This is a genomic window from Aeromonas sp. S11(2024) (assembly GCF_041402345.1).
Taxonomy (GTDB): Bacteria; Pseudomonadota; Gammaproteobacteria; order Enterobacterales; family Aeromonadaceae; genus Aeromonas; species Aeromonas veronii.
The window spans coordinates 1-21,899 of record NZ_JBGLRC010000027.1 but is presented as its reverse complement, the minus strand read 5'-3'; the positions used below and the strand labels follow the sequence as shown (position 1 = coordinate 21,899).

23 protein-coding genes are annotated in these 21,899 nt (G+C 59.0%); 17 read left to right on the top strand and 6 right to left on the bottom strand.

What is annotated here, in order from left to right:
- Nucleotides 1-8 precede the first annotated feature (8 nt).
- From atpB to glmU, 9 genes are all read left to right on the top strand, one after another.
- Nucleotides 9-791 carry a F0F1 ATP synthase subunit A gene (gene atpB, locus ACB040_RS17430; RefSeq protein ID WP_005339335.1) on the top strand — a complete coding sequence of 261 codons (783 nt, stop codon included), beginning with the start codon at nt 9-11 and terminating at the stop codon, nt 789-791.
- Between the two features lie 58 nt (nt 792-849).
- A complete protein-coding gene (atpE, locus tag ACB040_RS17425; protein WP_005307205.1) occupies nt 850-1,092 on the top strand; it encodes a F0F1 ATP synthase subunit C in 243 nt (80 codons plus the stop codon).
- 54 nt (nt 1,093-1,146) lie between these two features.
- Nucleotides 1,147-1,617 (top strand): F0F1 ATP synthase subunit B, encoded by a 471-nt coding sequence (gene atpF, locus ACB040_RS17420; protein ID WP_005339336.1) that lies wholly within the window; start codon nt 1,147-1,149, stop codon nt 1,615-1,617.
- A gap of 13 nt (nt 1,618-1,630) precedes the next feature.
- The gene (gene atpH / locus ACB040_RS17415; RefSeq protein ID WP_005339341.1) at nt 1,631-2,164 is read left to right on the top strand and encodes a F0F1 ATP synthase subunit delta; all 534 of its coding nucleotides are present in this window, start codon (nt 1,631-1,633) and stop codon (nt 2,162-2,164) included.
- Between the two features lie 15 nt (nt 2,165-2,179).
- Nucleotides 2,180-3,721: a F0F1 ATP synthase subunit alpha gene (atpA, locus tag ACB040_RS17410; RefSeq protein WP_005339342.1), complete on the top strand. Its 1,542-nt coding sequence runs from the start codon at nt 2,180-2,182 to the stop codon at nt 3,719-3,721.
- A gap of 43 nt (nt 3,722-3,764) precedes the next feature.
- Nucleotides 3,765-4,631, top strand: a complete 867-nt coding sequence (gene atpG, locus ACB040_RS17405) for a F0F1 ATP synthase subunit gamma (protein ID WP_005339343.1) — start codon at nt 3,765-3,767, stop codon at nt 4,629-4,631.
- Between the two features lie 33 nt (nt 4,632-4,664).
- Entirely contained in the window at nt 4,665-6,053 is a 1,389-nt protein-coding gene (gene atpD / locus ACB040_RS17400; RefSeq protein WP_005339344.1) for a F0F1 ATP synthase subunit beta, read from the top strand.
- 18 nt (nt 6,054-6,071) lie between these two features.
- Nucleotides 6,072-6,500 (top strand): F0F1 ATP synthase subunit epsilon, encoded by a 429-nt coding sequence (locus tag ACB040_RS17395; RefSeq protein WP_005339345.1) that lies wholly within the window; start codon nt 6,072-6,074, stop codon nt 6,498-6,500.
- A gap of 95 nt (nt 6,501-6,595) precedes the next feature.
- Nucleotides 6,596-7,957 (top strand): bifunctional UDP-N-acetylglucosamine diphosphorylase/glucosamine-1-phosphate N-acetyltransferase GlmU, encoded by a 1,362-nt coding sequence (glmU, locus tag ACB040_RS17390; protein WP_371155775.1) that lies wholly within the window; start codon nt 6,596-6,598, stop codon nt 7,955-7,957.
- 53 nt (nt 7,958-8,010) lie between these two features.
- Here the strand turns inward: glmU and creD are convergent, their stop codons facing one another.
- The 5 genes from creD to blrA form a co-directional block, all read right to left on the bottom strand.
- Nucleotides 8,011-9,387 (bottom strand): cell envelope integrity protein CreD, encoded by a 1,377-nt coding sequence (gene creD / locus ACB040_RS17385; protein WP_371155773.1) that lies wholly within the window; start codon nt 9,385-9,387, stop codon nt 8,011-8,013.
- A gap of 117 nt (nt 9,388-9,504) precedes the next feature.
- Nucleotides 9,505-9,984: a DUF1566 domain-containing protein gene (locus ACB040_RS17380; RefSeq protein ID WP_338773185.1), complete on the bottom strand. Its 480-nt coding sequence runs from the start codon at nt 9,982-9,984 to the stop codon at nt 9,505-9,507.
- Nucleotides 9,985-10,067: 83 nt separating this feature from the next.
- The gene (blaOXA, locus tag ACB040_RS17375) at nt 10,068-10,862 is read right to left on the bottom strand and encodes an OXA-12 family class D beta-lactamase (RefSeq protein ID WP_005357248.1); all 795 of its coding nucleotides are present in this window, start codon (nt 10,860-10,862) and stop codon (nt 10,068-10,070) included.
- Between the two features lie 81 nt (nt 10,863-10,943).
- On the bottom strand, nt 10,944-12,365 hold the full coding sequence (gene blrB / locus ACB040_RS17370) for a beta-lactam sensor histidine kinase BlrB (RefSeq protein ID WP_338773182.1): 1,422 nt from the start codon (nt 12,363-12,365) through the stop codon (nt 10,944-10,946).
- Complete coding sequence (blrA, locus tag ACB040_RS17365; protein WP_013724228.1) at nt 12,362-13,036, bottom strand: beta-lactam response regulator transcription factor BlrA; 675 nt, start codon at nt 13,034-13,036, stop codon at nt 12,362-12,364. Before blrA ends, blrB begins: the two co-directional genes overlap by 4 nt.
- Nucleotides 13,037-13,158: 122 nt before the next feature.
- On the opposite strand from blrA, the gene ACB040_RS17360 reads away from it, so the two are divergent.
- A complete protein-coding gene (locus tag ACB040_RS17360) occupies nt 13,159-13,932 on the top strand; it encodes a DeoR/GlpR family DNA-binding transcription regulator (protein WP_005355851.1) in 774 nt (257 codons plus the stop codon).
- A 56-nt stretch (nt 13,933-13,988) separates the two neighbouring features.
- The gene (gene glmS / locus ACB040_RS17355) at nt 13,989-15,821 is read left to right on the top strand and encodes a glutamine--fructose-6-phosphate transaminase (isomerizing) (protein WP_338773180.1); all 1,833 of its coding nucleotides are present in this window, start codon (nt 13,989-13,991) and stop codon (nt 15,819-15,821) included.
- Between the two features lie 59 nt (nt 15,822-15,880).
- On the opposite strand, the gene ACB040_RS17350 is transcribed toward glmS, so the two are convergent.
- Nucleotides 15,881-16,657 (bottom strand): LuxR family transcriptional regulator, encoded by a 777-nt coding sequence (locus tag ACB040_RS17350; RefSeq protein WP_005357256.1) that lies wholly within the window; start codon nt 16,655-16,657, stop codon nt 15,881-15,883.
- 210 nt (nt 16,658-16,867) lie between these two features.
- Between ACB040_RS17350 and ACB040_RS17345 the strand changes: the two genes are divergently transcribed.
- Genes ACB040_RS17345 through ACB040_RS17320 form a run of 6 tightly spaced genes read left to right on the top strand, consistent with a single transcriptional unit; the run spans nt 16,868 to nt 21,695 of the window.
- Nucleotides 16,868-17,629 carry a DUF3450 domain-containing protein gene (locus ACB040_RS17345; protein WP_338773179.1) on the top strand — a complete coding sequence of 254 codons (762 nt, stop codon included), beginning with the start codon at nt 16,868-16,870 and terminating at the stop codon, nt 17,627-17,629.
- Entirely contained in the window at nt 17,626-18,930 is a 1,305-nt protein-coding gene (locus ACB040_RS17340; RefSeq protein ID WP_338773177.1) for a MotA/TolQ/ExbB proton channel family protein, read from the top strand. The genes ACB040_RS17345 and ACB040_RS17340 overlap by 4 nt, the downstream gene beginning before the upstream one ends.
- On the top strand, nt 18,927-19,457 hold the full coding sequence (locus tag ACB040_RS17335; RefSeq protein ID WP_005339367.1) for a MotA/TolQ/ExbB proton channel family protein: 531 nt from the start codon (nt 18,927-18,929) through the stop codon (nt 19,455-19,457). Before ACB040_RS17340 ends, ACB040_RS17335 begins: the two co-directional genes overlap by 4 nt.
- A complete protein-coding gene (locus ACB040_RS17330; protein WP_338773176.1) occupies nt 19,454-19,855 on the top strand; it encodes a biopolymer transporter ExbD in 402 nt (133 codons plus the stop codon). Before ACB040_RS17335 ends, ACB040_RS17330 begins: the two co-directional genes overlap by 4 nt.
- Complete coding sequence (locus ACB040_RS17325; RefSeq protein WP_371155767.1) at nt 19,852-20,514, top strand: TonB family protein; 663 nt, start codon at nt 19,852-19,854, stop codon at nt 20,512-20,514. Before ACB040_RS17330 ends, ACB040_RS17325 begins: the two co-directional genes overlap by 4 nt.
- 2 nt (nt 20,515-20,516) lie before the next feature.
- A complete protein-coding gene (locus ACB040_RS17320) occupies nt 20,517-21,695 on the top strand; it encodes a hypothetical protein (RefSeq protein WP_259584450.1) in 1,179 nt (392 codons plus the stop codon).
- The last annotated feature ends 204 nt before the right edge of the window (nt 21,696-21,899 follow it).

The window sequence follows — 21,899 nt, the reverse complement described above, 5'->3', positions numbered from 1 at the left end:
GAAAACTCATGTCTGCAACCGGAGAAGTCCTGACTCCTCAGGGATATATCTCCCACCACCTGACCCACCTTCAAGTCGGGTCCGGGTTCTGGACGGTCAATATCGACTCAATGGTATTTTCCGTCGTGCTAGGCGCCCTGTTTATCCTGCTGTTCCGCAAAGTAGCCGTTAACGCTACCAGCGGGGTGCCGGGTAAGCTGCAGTGCTTTGTGGAGATGCTGGTCGAGTTTGTGAATGGTAACGTCAAAGACATCTTTCACGGTCGCAACAAGGTCATCGCACCTTTGGGGCTGACGGTGTTTGTGTGGATCTTCCTGATGAACTTCATGGATCTGATCCCCGTTGACTTTATCCCTCACGCTGCACAATTGATGGGTATTCCCTATCTGCGTGTGGTTCCCTCTGCTGACGTTAACATCACCATGTCCATGGCTTTGGGCGTGTTCTTCTTGATCCTGTATTACAGCATCAAGGTCAAGGGTATCGGCGGGTTTGTGAAGGAGCTGACGCTTCAGCCTTTCAACCACCCGGCGGCCATCCCGGTTAACCTCATCCTGGAAACTGTTACGCTGATTTCCAAACCTGTTTCTCTGGGTCTTCGACTGTTCGGCAACATGTATGCTGGCGAACTGATCTTTATCCTGATTGCTGGTTTGTTACCCTGGTGGTCACAGTGGATCCTGTCCGTGCCTTGGGCAATTTTCCACATCCTGATCATCACTTTGCAGGCATTCATTTTCATGGTTCTGACCATCGTCTATCTGTCGATGGCGCAGGAAGACCATGGTTGATGCAACTCAAATAATCCTTTTTATACAATCAATTACATCTAAATAACTGGAGATCCTCATGGAAAACTTGAACATGGACCTGCTGTACATCGCTGCTGCAATGATGATGGGTCTGGCTGCTATCGGCGCTTCCATCGGTATCGGTATCCTGGGTGGCAAGTTCCTGGAAGGTGCTGCTCGTCAACCGGATCTGATCCCTGTTCTGCGTACCCAGTTCTTCATCGTAATGGGTCTGGTGGATGCGATCCCGATGATCGCCGTTGGTCTGGGTCTGTACGTGATGTTTGCGGTTGCTGGCTAAGTCGTTACGACTCTCCAGGCATAACCCATTAACTAACTTAAGAGGACATCGGCTGTGAATATCAATGCCACCCTCCTCGGCCAAGCAATTGCTTTTTTCTTCTTCGTAGTGTTTTGCATGAAGTACGTATGGCCGCCGCTGATTGCTGCCATCGAAGCCCGTCAGAAAGCTATTGCTGACGGTCTCTCTTCTGCCGAGCGTGCCAAGAAAGATCTGGATTTGGCCAAGGCCAACGCCACCGATCAGCTGAAAGAAGCCAAGCTGCAGGCTGCTGAAATCATTGAACAGGCTAACAAACGTAAAGCCCAGATCATTGATGAAGCTGCCGCTGGTGCCCAGTCTGAGCGGGAAAAAATCCTGGCTCAGGGCCGTGCCGAGATCGAAGCTGAACGTCATCGTGCCAAAGAAGAACTGCGTAAGCAGGTTGCTGCTCTTGCCATTGCTGGTGCAGAGAAGATCCTGGCGCGTCAAATCGACCAGGCTGCCAACAGCGACATCGTCGACAAACTGGTAGCAGAACTGTAACGGGAACGGGGCTATGTCTGAACTGACTACAATCGCTCGCCCCTACGCCAAGGCTGCTTTCGAGTTTGCCGTTGAGCACAAGGCGGTTGACCAGTGGCTGGGTATGCTCGGTTTTGCTGCGCAAGTAGTGGAAAACGAGACCATGCACAACCTGGTAAACGGCTCTGTGGCCGCCGAAGAGCTGGCAACGCTGTTTGTCGGTGTCTGCGGTGAGCAACTCGACGTGCATGGCCAGAACCTGATCCGGGTGATGGCCGAGAATGGTCGCTTGGGTGTGCTGCCGGCGGTCGTTGCTGAATTTGTAGCGTTCAAAGCTGAACTGGATAAAGAAGTTCAGGCTGACGTGATTTCGGCGATCGAACTGACCGACCAGCAGAAAGCCAATATTCAGGCTTCTCTGGAACAACGTCTCGCGCGCAAAGTGAAGCTGAATTGCAGCATCGATGCGTCCTTGATGGCCGGGGTGCTCATCAAGGCCGGTGATCTGGTAATCGACGGCACAGTCCGCGGTAAGCTGGATCGCATGGCTGACGCGCTGCAATCTTGATTGGGGTATTAGAGCATGCAACTGAATTCCACTGAAATCGCCGAGCTGATCAAGCAGCGCATTGCGCAGTTTGATGTAAAGAGCGAAGCGCGTAACGAAGGTACTATCGTCTCTGTGAGCGACGGTATCATTCGTATTCACGGCCTGGCTGATGCCATGCAGGGTGAGATGATCGAGCTGCCGGGCAACCGCTACGCTCTGGCATTGAACCTGGAGCGTGACTCCGTCGGTGCGGTGATTATGGGTTCCTATGACGGTCTGTCAGAAGGAATGAAAGTAAAAGGTACTGGCCGCATTCTGGAAGTGCCGGTAGGTCGTGGTCTGTTGGGCCGGGTGTTGAACACCCTGGGTCAGCCGATCGACGGTAAAGGTCCGATCGACAACGACGGCTTCTCGCCGATCGAAGTGATCGCACCGGGCGTTATCGAGCGTAAGTCTGTTGACCAGCCGGTCCAGACCGGTCTGAAAGCCATCGATGCCATGATCCCAATCGGTCGTGGCCAGCGTGAGCTGATCATCGGTGACCGTCAGGTTGGTAAGACCGCCATCGCGATCGACACCATCATCAACCAGAAAGATTCCGGCATTAAGTGTGTCTACGTTGCGATTGGCCAGAAGGCCTCCACCATCGCCAACGTGGTGCGCAAGCTGGAAGAGCACGGCGCCCTGGCCAACACCATCGTGGTGGTTGCCTCTGCCTCCGAAGCGGCTGCTCTGCAGTACCTGGCTCCGTATGCCGGTTGCTCCATGGGTGAGTACTTCCGTGACCGCGGTGAAGACGCGCTGATCATCTATGATGACCTGTCCAAGCAGGCCGTAGCTTATCGCCAGATCTCCCTGCTGCTGCGCCGTCCGCCAGGACGTGAAGCTTACCCGGGTGACGTTTTCTATCTGCACTCCCGTCTGCTGGAGCGTGCTGCTCGCGTTAACGCCGAGTACGTAGAGAAGTTCACCAAGGGTGAAGTGAAAGGCAAAACCGGTTCTTTGACTGCGCTGCCAATCATCGAAACCCAGGCGGGTGACGTATCTGCGTTCGTTCCGACCAACGTGATCTCCATCACCGATGGTCAGATCTTCCTGACTTCACAGCTGTTCAACTCCGGTATTCGTCCGGCGGTTGACCCGGGTATCTCCGTATCCCGTGTAGGTGGTGCTGCTCAGACCAAGATCGTCAAGAAGCTGTCCGGTGGTATCCGTACCGCGCTGGCCCAGTATCGCGAACTGGCGGCATTCGCCCAGTTCTCTTCCGATCTGGACGAGGCGACTCGCAAGCAGCTGGATCACGGTGTGAAAGTGACCGAGCTGATGAAGCAGAAGCAGTACTCTCCGCTGAGCGTGGCTCACCAGTCTCTGGTGTTGTTCGCCGCCGAGAAAGGCTATCTCTCCGATGTCGAGCTGAACAAGATCGTCGACTTCGAAGCCGCTCTGCTCTCTTACGCCAATACCCAGCATGCCGAGCTGATGGCTGAAATCAATGCCAAAGCCGACTACAACGACGCGATCGTTGGCAAGCTGACTGCGTTGCTGGATAGCTTCAAAGCAACCCAGACCTGGTAAGCGTGTGTGGCAGCGTGAGCTGCCACTTGATGGAGAGTAAGAGATGGCCGGCGCAAAAGAGATACGTAACAAGATCGGGAGTGTGAAAAACACTCAGAAGATCACCGGCGCTATGGAAATGGTGGCAGCAAGCAAAATGCGCCGTGCGCAGGAACGCATGTCTGCCAGCCGTCCGTACGCTGAAACCATGCGCAAGGTGATCGGCCATATCGCTCAGGGGAACTTGGAATACAAGCACCCCTACCTCATCGAACGTGAGGTCAAGCGAGTGGGTTACATCGTCGTCTCCACCGACCGTGGCCTGTGTGGTGGTCTGAACATCAACCTGTTCAAGGCTGCCCTCAATGATATGAAGCAATGGAGCGCGAAAGGTGCCAAGGTTGACCTGGCACTGATCGGTAACAAGGCCTCCAACTTCTTTGAACGGCACGGCGCCAAGGTTAAAGCTCATGTCGCAGGACTGGGCGATAGTCCGAGCGTCAATGACCTGATTGGTTCAGTCAAGGTCATGCTGAAGGCTTACGACAACGGTGAGATTGACAAGCTGTATCTGGTGTACAACAAGTTCGTCAACACCATGGTGCAGCAACCACGGGTCGATCAACTGCTGCCTTTGCCCGTAACTGAAGACAGCAAGCTCGCCAAGAAACACCACTGGGATTACCTCTATGAGCCGGATCCCAAGAAGCTGCTGGATACCCTGCTGGTTCGCTATGTCGAATCTCAGGTTTACCAGGGGGTAGTGGAAAACTTGGCAAGTGAACAGGCAGCCCGAATGGTTGCCATGCAAGCCGCGACTGACAACGCCGGTAACCTGATTAACGATCTGCAACTGGTATACAACAAGGCCCGTCAGGCCAGTATTACCCAGGAGCTGACAGAGATCGTATCCGGTGCTGCTGCGGTGTAAGGCAAGGGTTATCAAAGGTTTAGAGGATTTGACATGAGTAACGGTTTCATCGTCCAAATCATCGGCGCTGTGGTGGACATCGAGTTCCCGCAGAATGCCGTGCCCCAGGTGTACGATGCACTGAAGGTCGTTAGCGAAGGTCAAGGCCAGGGTCTGGTGCTGGAAGTTCAGCAACAGATCGGTGGCGGCGTCGTTCGTTGCATCACCATGGGCTCCTCCGACGGTCTGCGTCGTGGGTTGGAAGTAGTGAATAGCGGTAAATCCATCCAGGTTCCGGTCGGTACTGCGACTCTGGGTCGGATCATGAACGTACTGGGCGAGCCAATCGACGAAAAAGGTCCGATCGGTGAAGAAGAGTGCTGGTCTATCCACCGCGCTGCCCCCAGCTACGAAGATCAGTCCAACAGCAACGATCTGCTGGAGACCGGCATCAAGGTTATCGACCTGGTATGCCCGTTCGCCAAGGGTGGTAAGGTTGGTCTGTTCGGTGGTGCCGGTGTAGGCAAAACCGTAAACATGATGGAGCTGATCCGTAACATCGCGATCGAGCACAGTGGTTACTCTGTGTTCGCCGGTGTTGGTGAGCGTACCCGTGAGGGTAACGACTTCTACCACGAGATGATGGAGTCCAACGTACTGGACAAAGTATCTCTGGTTTACGGTCAGATGAACGAGCCGCCCGGAAACCGTCTGCGCGTTGCGCTGACCGGCCTGACCATGGCCGAGAAGTTCCGTGACGAGGGTCGTGACGTACTGTTCTTTGTAGATAACATCTACCGTTACACCCTGGCCGGTACCGAAGTATCCGCACTGCTGGGCCGTATGCCTTCTGCAGTAGGTTACCAGCCGACTCTGGCCGAGGAGATGGGTGTTCTGCAAGAACGTATCACCTCCACCAAGACCGGTTCCATCACCTCCGTACAGGCCGTTTACGTTCCTGCGGATGACTTGACTGACCCGTCTCCGGCGACCACCTTCGCCCACCTGGATGCGACCGTCGTACTGTCCCGTCAAATCGCGGCACTGGGTATCTACCCGGCCGTTGACCCGCTGGACTCTACCTCTCGTCAGCTGGATCCGCTGGTGGTTGGCAAAGAGCACTACGAGACCGCTCGTGGCGTTCAGACCGTACTGCAGCGCTACAAAGAGCTGAAGGACATCATCGCCATCCTGGGTATGGATGAACTGTCAGAAGAAGACAAACTGACCGTAGCCCGTGCCCGTAAGATCGAGCGTTTCTTGTCCCAGCCGTTCTTCGTAGCAGAAGTGTTTACCGGTTCTCCGGGTAAATACGTGCCGCTGAAAGAGACCATCCGTGGTTTCCAGGGCATCCTGAAAGGCGAGTATGACGATCTGCCCGAGCAGGCGTTCTACATGGTTGGCGGTATCGACGAAGTCGTCGAGAAATCCAAGAAACTGTAAGCCTCGACAGGAGGGCCCATGGCAGAGATGATCTCCTTTCACCTGGACGTGGTGAGCGCCGAAGGAAAACTGTTTTCCGGTCGCGTGCAATCCGCTCAGGTATCAGGCTCCGAAGGTGAGTTGGGTCTCCGCCACGGTCATGCTCCGTTGCTGACTGCCATCAAGCCGGGCCTGGTCCGCTTGGTGAAGCAGAACGGAACTGAAGAGGTGCTGTACATCTCCGGCGGTATGCTGGAAGTACAACCTGAATCCGTGACCGTGCTGGCGGACACCGCGATTCGTGCTGACGACTTGGATGAGGCGAAAGCCCAGGAAGCCAAGCGTGCAGCCGAAGAGCGGATCCACAGCTCCCATGGTGATATCGACTACGCCCAGGCCGCCACCGAGCTGGCCAAGGCGATGGCTCAACTGCGAGTCATCGATATCGTCAAAAAGAATTACCGCTAATAACGGTGATGTAAAAAGCGACCTTCGGGTCGCTTTTTTTTTACCCGTTCGATAGACTCCGCCGAGTATTTCCACACAAGTTCAAGGTCGAAGTCATGTCTCTCAACGTCGTGATCCTGGCTGCGGGTAAAGGTACCCGTATGCGCTCTTCCCTGCCCAAGGTACTGCACCCGGTAGCCAACAAACCCATGGTCTCCCATGTGATCGATACCGCCCGTCAGGTCGGTGCCGAGCAGTTGCATCTGGTTTATGGCCACGGTGCCGAGCTGCTGAAAGAGCGGATCGTGGCGGCCGATGTGAACTGGGTGCTGCAGGCGCAACAGCTGGGGACCGGTCACGCCGTCGCCCAAGCCATCCCGTTCTGGAAGGATGAAGACGACGTGCTGGTGCTATACGGCGATACCCCGCTGATCCAGCCCGAGACCCTGCTGCGACTGCTGGCTGCCAAGGCTGAAAACGGGATGGCACTGCTGACTGTGGTACTGGACAACCCCACCGGTTATGGCCGTATCGTCCGTGAAAACGGTCAGGTAGTCGGCATCGTCGAGCAGAAGGATGCCAATGCCGAACAGCTGGCGATCCGTGAGGTGAATACCGGCGTGCTGGTGGCCAATGGGGGCCAGTTGCGTCAATGGTTGTCTCGTCTCGACAACAAGAACGCCCAGGGTGAGTTCTACCTGACCGACGTGATCGCCATGGCGCACGCCGATGGCTGCCCGATTGCTGCGGTCCATCCGGAGCGTGCCGCTGAAGTGGAAGGGGCCAACAATCGGGTACAGCTGGCTGCTCTTGAGCGCAGCTATCAGCAGATGCAGGCCGAGAAACTGATGATCGCCGGTGCCACCCTGATCGACCCGGCCCGCTTCGATCTGCGCGGAACCCTCGAGATCGGTGAAGAGGTGGTGATCGACGTCAACGTGATCATCGAAGGCAAGGTAATCCTCGGCAACCACGTCCGTATCGGTGCCGGTGCCGTGCTGAAGGATTGCGTCATTGGCGATCACACCGAAGTGAAGCCCTACTCCATCGTTGAAGGGGCTCAGGTGGCGGATCAGTGCTCGGTCGGCCCGTTTGCCCGTCTGCGCCCGGGTGCCGTGCTGGAGCAGGATGCCCACGTTGGCAACTTCGTCGAGATGAAGAAGGCCCGTCTGGGGGTTGGTTCCAAGTGCGGTCATCTGACCTATCTGGGTGATGCCGAGGTGGGTGCCAAGGTGAATATTGGTGCCGGTACCATCACCTGCAACTACGACGGGGTGAACAAATTCCAGACCATCATCGAGGATGATGTGTTTGTCGGTTCCGATACCCAGCTGGTGGCGCCAGTGCGCATCGGCAAGGGGGCGACTCTGGGGGCGGGTTCTACCATCACCAAGGATGTGGCCGAGAACGAGTTGGTGATCACCCGGGTGCCCCAGCGTCACATCAAAAACTGGGCTCGTCCGGTCAAGAAGAAGTGATGCCCGATCAATAAAATAGAACCGGCGCCTGATGGCGCCGGTTTTTTTTTGGCTTATGACTGATGGTTGGTGTCACTGGTCGATGACTGGGGGGCCGCCCATGTGGTCGCGGGTGCGCTGTAGTCCATCACCTGATACCAGTCGAGCTTGCGGGTCAGCATCATGATCAGCGTCAGGGTGGCGAACAAGAGCAGGGCGCCGAGCAGCAGGGCGATCTCTTCGGCCTGCAGCAGGCTGTAGAGGATGGCATAGACCAGCCCTAGCAGCGCCGCGAAGCCGATCCCCTGCTTCGGGCCGCCCAGCACATGGCTTAGATAGAAGCCGTTGAGCAGCACGCTGGCCGGCGCGGCCACCAGATAGGCCCAGCCAAAACCGAGGTGTTCGGTCAGCGCCAGCAGCACCAGATAGAAGATGGCCAGCCCCATGCCCACCAGCGCGTACTGGATCGGGTGAACCCGCAGCCCCTTGAGCAGCTCGAACATAAAGAAGCTGATAAAGGTGAGGCCGATGAAGAGCAGGGCATATTTGGCCGCCCGTTCGTTGAGCTGATAGTGATCCACCGGCTGCACCAGACTGACGCTGAAGGTGGAGAGATGGCTATCGCCCCCGTTCATCATCCGGTTGAAGCGGGTCTCCATGTCGCTGGCGAACCAACTGGTTTGCCAGTTGGCCTCAAACCCTTGTGGGCTCAGGGTGCGACTACCCGGCAGAAAGTCACCGATAAAGTTGGGATGGGGCCAGTTTCCCGCCAGCTGCAGGGTGCTCTCCTTGCCCAGCGGGACTATGTCGAGGGCGTTCATCCCCTGTAGATTGAGCTCCAGATGGAAGGTGCCATCCTGCTGCTGCAGGCTGTCGAGTGGGGCATGGATACCCGCCAGTGCGTCACCGAGGCGGGCGCCGGGGGCAAACGGGATCCGCTGTGTGTCGAGTTGCAGTTCGGGAACGCTGTTGATACCGCGGGCATCGGAGAGCACCAGGCTCAGGTAGGGTTTGCCCGCCACCAGCTCGGCCGTTTCACCGAGCGGTGAGGTCGCGTCATTCAGCAGACTCTGCCGGGTTGGCAGGCGGCCCGAGAGGGAGAGCCGGGTCTGATAGACCTGCGCCTGATAGATGCCCAGCTTGCGCGGGGTCACCTCCATGTTGGCCCTGATATCCAGTTGCTCCGGCAGCAGGTAGCGGTAGATCTGCTCCTGACGGACGAAGCGCTTGCCCTCCTGCTCGACCGTCACCGAACGGGTATAGGGCTGCACGATAATAGGCCCCATCAGCCGTTGCGGGCCGCTGCTGCTGGCCATGATGCTGTGAATGGCCTGACTGTGGTAAGCCTGACGCTCCCGGTTGAGCTCCATGATGGATTGCACCGGCACCATCAACAACAGGCTGAGCAACAGCAGCAGAAATATCTTGTGGGTGAATATCTGTTTGACCATGACACGTCTCCTTGTTGGATGGAGTGAGTCTGTCAGTCCGGCGTGAAGTGGTGATGGGCTTGTGTGAAGTGGCTGTGAACTGTTGAAAAATGGCGCCATCAGACGCCGTGGGATTGTTCAGGGGCGGGAGCGCACCAACCGAGCGGCTTGTGCGAAACGATCGGTGTGGCCGTCGATGAGTCCGTGCATAAAATCGATGTAATAGACCAGTTCCGGCATCTCCTCAATGGAGCTGGAGGTCCAGTAGGGGGCTGAATTTTCCCCGTTGTCATGGATATCGGAGAAGAAGCGCGGGTCTGTCATTGGCATCCGGCAATTTTCGTCGAGCAGGGTGAAGAGCTCCTCGATGCTGGGGAGTCGCCACCCATCGCCAAGGCGGGCAGCTTCATCCTTGGCTTCAAGCAGCGTCAGCAGGGCAGGTGTGCCCACGCAACCTTTCCCTTTCTGCCACTCGCTGCCCAGGCTGCACGCCTGCCATTCGAGGTGGTTTAGCCGATCATGGATGACTTCTCCCTGCCGTGTCAGGCGGTCGGAGAGATCACAGGCAGCCAGCGCCATGCTGGCCGGAAGCCAGAGCAGCAATAGAAATAATTTCATGTTTGTCTCGTTTACGAATGGCGGTCAGCCCGTCGCTGGTGGGCTGACCGTGGTTATCGGGGTTTATCTGGGGGGAAGCGAGATCACTGCTTTTTAAGTTGTGCAGGCAGGGCGGCCAGCACCTCTTCTTTAGCCTTGATAGAGGCGAACTGCTTGCCGGGCTTTTGCACCACGGTATGGACGAAGATCAGTTGCTTGCCCGGTTTGCTGGCCCAGCCGACGAACCAGCCGATCTGCTGATCGCGGTTGAGGCTGCCATCCAGCTTTTTCGGGTAGCCCATGCCGGTCTTGCCGTGGATCTGCCAGCCGTCGATCTCGCTCACCTTGAGGATATTGGCGGTGTACTGCAGGGTCTGCGCCGAGACCGGCAGCTTGCCGCTCACCATCTTGCCGAGGAAGCGGGCCTGCTCCTCCGGACTGATGGCAAGGCTGGAGCTGAGCCAGGCCTGGGTCAGGCCGTCATGTTTGCCCGGATTGCCGGAGAGATCCCGGTTGCCGTAGTCGAAGCGGTCGACATATTGCTGGAAGCGCTCCATCCCCAGCCATTCGGTGATCTGCTGGGAGAACCAGACCACCGAGTAGGTTTCCCAGCGGCGCGGGGTGGTGGTTTCACGCCAGGCGGGCAGCCAGCCGTCATAGCTCGGTTTGTAAGGCAGTGCCGGATGCTCTTCATCCACCAGATAGCCACTGTCGTAACCCATCAGCGCCAGCGGGATCTTGAAGGTGGACGCGGGCGGTAGCTGGCTGGAGCAGTCCCCTTCGCTGGAGAGGGTCTGGCCGTTGCCGTCGGCATAGAGAAAGCAGCCGCTGGCGGCTGAGGCAGGCAGGGCTGCGAGCAGACCGGCAGCCAGTAGGCTGGAGAGAAGCAGGCGGGACATAGCATTTCCTTGAGCAAATGGATGAGAGAAAGCGGCAGTCTAATGCCGCTTTGTGTGGGGAATGTGAAGTTGCGGGGGTGACTAGGCGAACGGCAGCCAGAGTTCCGCCAGCGCGCCTCCTTCCGGCCGGTTGCTCAGGGTCAGACAGCCGCCATGCTGGTGGGCCACCTCATGGGCGAAGCTGAGCCCCAGACCGCTGCTTTTGCCCTTGTCCGGGCGCGGCAAGGAGTAGAAGCGCTCGAAGATGCGCGGCAGGGCGTAGTCGGGAATGCCGGGGCCGCTGTCGGTGACCCGAAAACAGTAGCCCTCCTCCTGCTGGCTGCCGCTCAGGGTGACCTGCCCGTTGGCGGGAGAGAAGTCGATGGCGTTGTCCAGCAGGTTGCCGATGGCCTGCTCCACCAGCAGCGGATCCCACTTCTGTTTCGGCGCGCTGGCCAGCTCGGCCACCAACTCGACCTGACGGCGCTGGGCGATGATCTGGCGGGCATCGAGGGTGCGCTTGCCCAGTTTTGCCGGTTCCACCGACTGGCGATCCAGCCCCTGCCCTGACTCCAGCCGTGCCAGTTGCAGCATTCGCTCGATCAGCTGCTGCATGCGTGCGGTTTCCAGATTGATGTTGCCGATAAACCGTTTGGCAACTTCGGGGGGCGGCGTTTCGGCCAAAATCTCCCCTGCCCCGCGAATGGCGGCCAGCGGGCTCTTCAGCTCGTGGGTCAGGCTGTGGACGTAGTCCTCGATGTAGCTTTTGCCATCGAGCTGGTGGCGCATGGTTTCCAGCGAGCGGCCGAGCCGATCCAGCTCGACGGTGTGCAGCTTTGGCAGCGGTGCCGCCTCCCCCTTGCTGACCGAGTCGGCGTAGTGCACCAGCTTGCCGATGGCGCGGTTGAGCCACCACACCAGCAGGCTGCCGATCAGCAGCGAGATGAGCAGCATCTGGCCGCCGGCCCGCAGCAGCTCCTGTTCCCCCCGCTCGATGGCGGGCATCAGGGTGCGATTGGGTTTGGCGACGGTGAGGGAGCCGATGATCTCGGCCCCTTCCCGCAGCGGCGCCGCCACATACATGGTCGAACTGGCGGCATCGTCGGGATCGGTGCGGGTGCTGCGGGCGCCATACTGGCCGCGCAGAGTGCGGTAGACATCGTTCCAGCGGGAATAATCCTTGCCCAGATCCGTGCCGTCGGAGTCGTAAATCACCATACCCTTCTGGTCAGTGACATAGATGCGGTACTCCGCCTGCTGCTTGAGGTGGCCATCGATCATCGCATTGATGGGATTCTGGTTGAGGCGGGCGAAGGCGCTGGCCAACCGCCCGTTCATCATATTGCCCTCTTTCAGATCATCGAGCGCCAGCGGTGCCAGCAGCTGGGTCATGTCTACCAGAGTATCCTCGGTGGCGCTGCGCACCCCCGGTTTTATCTCCTCGACGAAGATCTCCAGCACGAACCAGGCGGCCAGGGCGAAGATCAGCAGCAGGCCGCACAGCAGTTGCAACCCGAGTCTCATGCCAGCTCCAGGCTGTAGCCCAGCCCGCGATGGGTGAGGATCAGGTTGGCTTCTGGATCATGTTCGCGCAGCTTGGCGCGGATGGTCTTGATGTGGGTATCGACGGTGCGATCCAGGCTCTCCTCCGCATCCTGCCACACCAGATCCATCAGCTGCTGGCGGGAGTAGACCCGCCCCGGCGCCAGCATCAGGGTCTTGAGCAGCAGATATTCGTAGCGGGTGAGGGCCAGCGGCTGGCCGCGAAAGTGAATGCGGGCCCGCTCCTCATCCAGTACCAGCAGGGCGCTGGGCTGGGGGGCGACGGGCTGGCTGCGGCGCAGGATGACCCGCACCCGGGCACACACTTCCCGTGGCGAGAAGGGTTTGGCCACATAGTCGTCGGCACCGATCTCCAGCCCGATCAGCCGGTCTATCTCCTCGCTGCGGGCGGTGAGGAACATCAGGGGGATATCGGTCAGCGCCCTCACCTGCTTGCAGAGTTCGAAGCCGCTGATGTCGGGCAGCCCCACATCGAGGATCAGGAAGTCGGGTCGAGTCTGTTCCAGTCGTGTCAGCAACTGTTGGCCCAGCATGAACCACTCCACCTCGAACCCGTCGGTCTGCAGGGCGTAAATCAGGGTGTCGGCGATGCTGGCCTCATCCTCCACCAGCCAGATGACTCTCTTTTGCATGGCATCCTCGTCGCAAATTGGCACCCCATTCTGGCATCGAACCAAATCGGATCCTATTTGCTGTTTTATTTTTCCGAAAAAGGGGCTAATATTTCGATGTTCTTTCGAATCGAAACTTAAAAATGACCAAACGTAATACTCAACAACGCCGTCACACCATAGTGACCCTGGTACAAGAGCAGGGTGAAGTGAGCGTCGACGCTCTCGCCAAACACTTTTCTACCTCCGAAGTGACCATCCGTAAAGATCTGGCGGTACTGGAGACCGGTGGTCTGCTGCTGCGCCGTTACGGTGGTGCTGTCCCTTTGCCGAGCGAGATGGTGGTCGAGGTCAACCCTGAACAAGTTTCGAACCGAAAGTTAGCCATTGCCCGTGCGGCGGCCGAGCGGCTGCGTGATCACAACCGCGTCATCATCGACAGCGGCAGCACCACCAGCGCCATGATCCCCATGCTGGGCAACAAGCGCGGCCTCATCGTGATGACCAACTCCCTCAATGTGGCCGGAGCCCTGCGCGAGCTGGAAAATGAGCCTACCCTGTTAATGACCGGTGGCACTTGGGACCCTCACTCCGAATCCTTCCAGGGGCAGGTGGCGGAACAGGTGCTGCGCTCCTACGACTTCGACCAGCTCTTTATCGGTGCCGACGGTATCGACCCGGAACGTGGCACCACCACCTTCAACGAGCTGGTGGGCCTGTCGCGGGTCATGGCCGAGGTATCGCGGGAGGTCATTGTGATGGTCGAATCGGAAAAGATCGGCCGCAAGATCCCCAATCTCGAACTTCCCTGGTCGAGCATCCATACCTTGGTGACCGACGAGGGGCTGGCCAGCGAGGCCAGAGAACAGATTCAAGCCCAGGGGGTGACGCTTATCTGCGCCCCGGTCACTTGCTGACATCGAGCTCTGAACCATCCAACTGACTTTACGATTTGCATCTCAAGGAGAAGTGTATGTGTGGCATCGTCGGGGCTGTCGCCCAACGTGATGTGGCTGAAATTCTGGTAGAGGGCCTGCGCCGTCTGGAGTACCGCGGTTATGACTCCGCCGGTGTGGCCGTGTTCAGCGCCAACCAGCCGTTGCAGCGGGTTCGCCGTCTGGGCAAGGTGGCCGAGCTGGCCAAGGCGCTCGACGAGCAGTCCGTCCACGGCGGTACCGGCATCGCCCATACCCGCTGGGCCACTCACGGCGAGCCCTCCGAACGCAACGCCCACCCCCACGTCTCCGAGCATATCGTGGTGGTGCACAACGGCATCATCGAGAACCACGAAGAGCTGCGGGAAGAGTTGAAGGCGCTGGGCTATGTGTTCAGCTCCGACACCGATACCGAAGTGATTGCCCATCTGGTCCATCACGAGCTGAAGAGCGCCGGTAGCCTGCTGGCCGCCATGCAGACTGCGGTGAAGCAGCTGCGCGGAGCCTACGGTACCGTGGTGATGGACAATCGCGACGACAGCCGCGTGGTGGTGGCCCGCTCCGGTTCACCGCTGGTGATCGGCCGTGGTATCGGCGAGAACTTTATTGCCTCCGACCAGATGGCGCTGCTGCCGGTGACCCGCCGTTTCATCTTCCTGGAAGAGGGTGATGTGGCCGAAGTGACCCGCCGCGACGTGCACATCTTCGATACCAACGGCAACGCCGTGGTGCGTGAAGAGCAGGAGTCCGAACTCTCCCACGATGCCGGTGACAAGGGCGAATACCGTCACTACATGCTCAAGGAGATCCACGAGCAACCCAAAGCGATCACCAACACCCTGGAAGGGCGTCTGGGCAGCGATCACGTGGTGGTCGAATCGTTCGGCAACGGCGCACGCGCCATCTTTGACAAGGTGGAGCACGTGCAGATCGTTGCCTGCGGCACCTCCTATCACTCCGGCATGGTGGCCCGCTACTGGTTCGAAGAGATCGCTGGCGTCTCCTGCGATGTGGAGATCGCCTCCGAGTTCCGCTATCGCAAATCGGTAGTGCGCCCCAACAGCCTGCTGGTGACCCTCTCCCAGAGCGGCGAGACCGCCGATACCCTGGCGGCGCTGCGTCTGGCCAAGGAATCCGGCTACATGAGCTCGCTGGCTATCTGCAACGTGCCGGGCTCCTCGCTGGTGCGTGAATCGGATCTGGCCTTTATGACCCGCGCGGGGGCAGAAATTGGTGTGGCCTCCACCAAGGCATTCACCACCCAGCTGGCTGGCCTGCTGATGCTGGTGGCCTCGGTCGGTCACTGCCGTGGCCACCTGAGCGCCGCCGCCGAGGCTGAACTGGTCAAGGCGCTGCAAGCCCTGCCGCTGCGTATTAAAGAGAGCCTGGCGCTGGCCAAGGATATCGAAACCCTGGCCGAAGAGTTTGCCGACAAGCAGCACAGCCTGTTCCTCGGCCGTGGCAGCCAGTACCCCATCGCCATGGAGGGGGCGCTCAAGCTCAAAGAGATCTCCTACATCCACGCCGAAGCCTATGCCGCTGGCGAACTGAAGCACGGCCCGCTGGCGCTGATCGATGCCGAGATGCCCATCATTGTGGTGGCGCCGAACAACGATCTGCTGGAGAAGCTCAAGTCCAACGTGGAAGAGGTGCGCGCACGTGGCGGTATCCTCTACGTGTTCGCCGATGCCGATACCGGCTTCAAGAGCGACGAGACCATGCGGGTCATGAACCTCAACCATGTGGAAGAGGTGATCGCCCCCATCGTCTATACCGTGCCGCTGCAGCTGCTCTCCTACCACGTTGCCTTGATCAAGGGCACTGACGTTGACCAGCCGCGCAACCTGGCAAAATCGGTGACCGTCGAGTAAGTCACTCTCTCAAATGACAAAGAGCCGCAATTGCGGCTCTTTTTGTTGCTGCTGAGGGGTTACGACAGCCGCAGGTTGGTGATGGTGACCTCGTCGAGGGAGGGCACTATGATGCCGCTGGTGATCCCTTTGGCGATGGCCTGACTGCGGTTCTTTGAGTCGGTCTTGTTGGTCACCTGGGTCAGGTGAAAGTTGACCGTCCGCTCACTGATGCCGAGGATGGTGGCGATCTCCCAGGAGGTCTTGCCCTCGCTGGCCCAGAACAGGCACTCCTTCTCCCGATCCGACAGTTCGGTCAGGTACTTCATCATATCCGGTCTGCTTTTGATCAGTTGCAGTGCGGAGTTGAAGATGTAGCTGGCGCAGAACGACAGCAGCGGGACATTTTCAAACATCAGGTCGGAGTTGGATTTCTCCTTGGTGATGAATGAGAGGATGCCGTGCTCCCCCTGCGGGGTGTGCAGCGGAAAGGAGACGCCATTGCGTACCCCGAAATCAGCGGCCAGGTTCATCACGTCGCGGCTGGCGCTGGGCAGCCAGGGCGAGTCGCAGTCGAGCTTGTTCCAGAAGATCGGCTGGGTCTGTTTCAGCCCCAGATAGACCACCGGATCCTGGGTCAGATACTGGTTTTCACTGTAGGCGTCAAACCAGGTGGTCGGACAGTTGTTGAACAGTGCCACGTGGGATTTTTGCATGCTGATGGGGAAAATAATCAGCAGCCGAAAGTAATCAAAGCCCATTTGATGACTGAAGCGCTCCAGCAGTTGCTGGATATCGCTGGTTTTTGTTGCCTTGGTGAACTTGTCGATATGTTCCCAGATCGCATCGTTGAGCATTACTTTCTCCTTTTTCGATCTCTATCACACTGATCGAAAAGATTTTTTATCGTTATTTATATTTGTGCGGTGGCTATTGGCGCCACTTATTCCGTGCGTGCTTAAAAATTATCCTGTTTTTGTGCATAAAGGCCAAGAAAATCCTCTCGTTGCCAGTCCGCCCTGCATTTGAGATAATGATAATAGTTATCATTAGTAAGATGTATTTCAATGAACAAATTATGGGGTGTGGCCCTGCTGCCACTGTCAGTCCACTTTGCTGCCATCGGGGATGAGCTGGTTGCTCCCGCCCTCAAGAACAGCATAGCTGCCGGGAAAGCCTCCCAGCAGCGGGTGGAAAAAGCCGCCGATGCCGCTGTTGCCGCACGACTGGAGCTGCAAAACGCCCAGCTGCAACTGCGTGACCTCGAAGCCTACAACCGCTACATGCAATCTCTGGTGGCCGATCAGCAAAATGAGCTGGGTAAATTGAGCCAGCAGCTGGAAGCGGTGCAAGAGACCCGTCAGGGCTTGATCCCGCTGATGTTGCAGATGCAGGCAGATCTGGAACAGCTGGTGCAAAACGACATCCCGCTGCGCAAGGAAGATCGGCTGGCGCGGGTTGAACAGTTGAAAGCGACCCTGGCCCGCGCAGACGTTAGCGAGGCAGAGAAATTCCGTCAGCTGCTGCAGGCCTATCAGATCGAAGCCGAGTACGGCAGCCGGATGGACAGCTATTCCGCCGAGCTGGAGCTGGATGGTGCTCCGCGTCGGGTCGATGTGCTGGCGCTGGGTCGGGTCTCCCTGCTGGCAATGACGGCCGATCGCAGTCAGGCATGGCGCTGGTCTGCCGAGGCGAAGCAGTGGCAAGCCCTCGATAGCCAGTGGCTCTCCCCTATCGCCGAGGCGATGGATGTGGCCGCCGACAAGAAAGTTCCCCAGTTGCTCAATGTCCCCCTCTCTGTCAGCCGCAGTCTGGAGGCCCAATCATGAGAGTCACCATGAAGTGGTTCCCCCTCCTTATTGCCCTCTCCTGCGGTACCAACGCCGCTGTCGCTGATGAGTGGCAGCAGCAGGAACAGGCTCGTGAACAGCAGGCTCAGCAAGATCTGGCGACCGTTGCCAAGGAGCTCGGCACTGCCCGCGCCAGACTGGCCGAGGCCCAGCGCTTGAGCAAGGAGCTGGCCGGCAAGTTCGCCAGCAACGAGAAGCAGCTGGTCGAGCTTAACGCCCAGTGGGAGCAAGCCTCCGGCGATATGAACGAGATCTTCGCGGTCACCCGTCAGGGCGCCAGCGATGCAGTCAAGCTGCTGAGCGAATCCGCCGTCGAGGGCCAGTACCCGGAGCGTCTCGCCCCGCTGAAAGCCATGGCACAGGATAAACAGGTGCCGGATCGCGCCGCCCTCGCCTTGCTGCCCGCCACGCTGCTGCAGGAGATCCGTGAATCTGGCCGGATTGCCCGGTTCAACGGCAAGGTGCTCGATGCCCAGGGGGCTGCCAGCGAGCAGTCACTGACCCGGGTTGGCAGTTTTGCCCTGCTGGGGAGCGAAGGCTTCCTGCAACCGACCGCCGAAGGCTTGAGCCCGGTACTGGGTCTGCCCGGTAGCGTGCTCTCTGCCGTTGCGGCTTATCAGGGTCAGGAAGGGGAAGCGCTGCCGCTGGATCCTTCGCATGGCACTCTGCTGGCGATGCTGGCACAGGCGCCCACCTTCTGGCAGCAGGTACAGCAAGGTGGTCAGGTTGGCGCCATTATCGTGCTGCTGGCCGCCATCGGTCTGGGAATTGCTGCGGTACGGCTGTGGAGCCTCTCTCGTGAGCTGGGTCGGGTTCGTCGCCAGCTCAAGAGCGGCGAGTATCACGCCGACAACGCCCTCGGCCGGGTGCTGACGGTGGCAGACAAACACCCCGAGCTGAGCATGGAGACCCTCGAGCTGCGTCTTGATGAGGCGATCCTGCAGGAGACTCCTCGCATGGAGCGCGGCATCGGCATGGTCAAGGTAATCGCGGCCATCGCCCCCATGCTGGGTCTGCTCGGTACCGTGACCGGGATGATCGGCACTTTCCAGGCCATCACCCAGTTTGGTACCGGCGATCCCAAGATCATGGCGGGCGGCATCTCCATGGCGCTGGTTACCACGGTACAGGGTCTGGTGGCGGCCATTCCGCTGATCCTGGCCCACAGCCTGCTGCAATCGCGCTTCACCGAGCTTTCCAATGTACTGGAGCAGCAGGTGGCCGGCATTCTGGCCGAGCGCGCCGAGAGCAATAACAACGGGATGGAGCGAGCAGCATGATGCTCGACATCTGGCAACAGCTGCAGAGCTTCATGGGCCGTGGCGGCCCGGTGCTCTGGGTCATTCTGGCCCTGCTGGTGCTGATGTGGATTTTGATGATCGAGCGGCTGCTCTACCTCAATCTGGGTTTTGGCCCCTTGCAGCAACAGCTGCTCGGCCGCTGGCAGGCCCGCAGCGAGCGCCACAGTTGGCACGCCCGGGCAATCCGCAGCCGCTGGCTGGCGCAGGCGGAGCTGGAACTTAACCGTCATCTGATCTTCATCCGCACCCTGGTGGTGCTCTGCCCCATGCTGGGGTTGCTGGGCACAGTGACCGGCATGATCGGCGTATTCGATGCGTTGGCTGCGGCCAACCGCTTTAACCCGGAGAGCATGGCGGGCGGGATCTCCCGCGCCACCATCCCCACCATGGCAGGCATGGTGGTGGCGCTCTCCGGCGTGTTGTTACTCAGTCGGCTCGAGAGTCAGGCCAAGCGTGCGCTGGCCAAGACCCGGGACGGCCTGCGAGAAGAGAAGGTAATGCAATGAGACGGCAATCCAAACGCCAGCGTGACGAAGTGCAGATCGACATGACCCCCATGCTGGATATCGTGTTCATCATGCTGATCTTCTTTATTGTCACCACCTCCTTCGTGCGTGAAGCCGGGCTCGAGGTGCATAGGCCCCAGGCCAGTCAGGCCAAGGCGCAGAAATCTTCCAGCATCATGCTGGCGATCGGGGCTCAGGGTCAGATCTTCCTCGACCGCAAGCAGATCGATATGGAGCGGGTACAGGCCACCATCGCCCGTCTGCTGGCAGAGCAGCCAGATGCCAGTCTGGTGATCCAGGCCGACGAGCGTGTGCCCCACGGCAAGGTGGTGCGGGTGATGGATGAGGCCAAGGCGGCGGGTATCGCCAATATCGCCGTGGCGGTGGCGCCGAAATGAAATACAAGCTGATGAGCCTGGGGCTGGGGATTGCCCTCAGTCTGGGTATCCTGCTGTTCATGGCCACGCTGGTTGAACCGCCCCGGGGCGAAAAGGTGGCGAGAGAGCAGAAGCCCATCGTCATCAATATGCAGAACGAGGTGACCGAGGTGCAGGTGCGCGAGCGTCCGGTGCCGCAGGAGCCCGAGCCTCTGCCAGAGCCTCCCGCTGCATTGGCCTCGACACCGCTGCCGATGCCCGCTGCAGCCCCCTTGGCGGCCGTTGAGCCGAGTCTGGATCTGGTCTCCAGCCTCAGTGCGGTGCAGGTCTATGCCCCCGGCGTGGCGACCAGTACCGCACCGGTATTGAGTGGCAACTACCACGGCCAGCAGCAGGGAGCGGGTATCGGCGCAGGTGACATGCTGATGCCGCTGCAACGGATCGAGCCGGTCTACCCCTATCGTGCCCAGCAGTCAGGGATCGAAGGATTCGTCACCCTGCGCTTTAGCGTGAATGCCGAAGGTGGCGTGCAGGATGTGGAAGTGGTCGAGGCCAAGCCCAAGCGTCAGTTCGAGCGGGCGGCCATTCAGGCGATCAACAAGTGGCGCTATCAGCCGAGACCGGGCGCTACCGACAAGCTGGTGCAAGTCATCACGCTCAAATTCAAACTGGAGTCATAACTATGTTGCGGATCTGGATCTGTCTGCTGGCCCTGGTCGGCCAAGCCTGTCTGGCGATGGAGGTCAGCCCTCACTTCTCCCGTCAGCTTGAACCCGTGATGAAGCTCTATCAGTCCGGTCAGTGGCAACAAGCCCAGAGCAAGGCATCCGGCCTCAAGCCAAATAGCGATGCCGAGCGTGCCTGGCTGGCGCAGTTGCAAGCCTCGCTGGCGGCCAATCTGCAACAGACCGCCCAGGCGAGCCGCTACGTCGAACAGGCCCTTGCCTATAAAGAGTGGCCCGAGCAGCAACAGCTCCAGCTGCTGCGACTGCGCGGCGATATTCAGGCCCAGCAATCCAACTGGTCTGGTGCCATCGCCAGCTACAAGGCGGCACTGGCACTCAAGCAAGACGATGCACTGCGCCTGCGTCTGGCCGGCCTCTATTACCACAACAAGCAGTACGGTGACGCAGCCAGCCAGAGCGAACAGTTGTTGAAGAAGGGTTGGCAGAAGCAGGCCGCCATTATTCGTCTCTCCGCCCTCACCGCTCAGCAACGTTATGGCGTAGCGGCCGATCAGGCGGCCGAGCTGATCCGTCACGAGCCGACAGAGAGCAAATGGTGGCAGCAGTCGGTGTCGCTCAACCTCTCCGCCAAACGTGGCGATCAGGCGTTGGCTCTGTTGCAAACAGCTATCGACAGAAAACTGATGGATGATGCGTCAGCCCGCAATCAGCTGATCCGTCTCTATGCCTGGCAAGGGCTGCCTTATCGTGGTGCCCGTCTGCTGGAAGCGGCCATGGCCAAGGGACAGATGAAGCAAAGTGCTGAAAACCGCCAACTGCTGGCCCAATTGTGGGAAGGTGCCCGGGAGTGGTCACAAGCGGTCGATAGCTGGCAGCAGCTCGCCAACCAGCACGGTCAGCCCAAAGCCGCCATGCGCGCCGCCGAACTGCTGCTGCAACAGGGCAAGACTGATGCTGCCATGACCCAGCTCGCCGCCATCAAGTCGGTAAAAGGCGAGCAAGGCAATCGTGCCAAAGCGTTGCTGGTGCAGGCACACCTTAATAAGGAGCAGTATGCCCAGGCGCTGGAACTGGCCCGTGAGCTACAGCAACAGGATAACTGGCAGCAGAAGGCAACCAGCTGGGTCAACTATATCCGGGCACAAAGCGAAGAGTTGAGCAAAAAAGCGGCGTAAAAGAGGTGCCAAGGGGCTGTTTTGGGGCGTTCAGTTCGCTTTTTCAGCAAACGAACTCATTTTTGCAAAAAGCCCTTGTCATCCCGGCGCGGTTCCCTATAATGCGCCCCTACCAGCACGGCGGAACACGCCGAACTGATGAGCCAGCTTCCTAGCGAAGTGGGCGCCGAAAGAAAAGCGAAAACAATCGCTTGACTTTCGAAG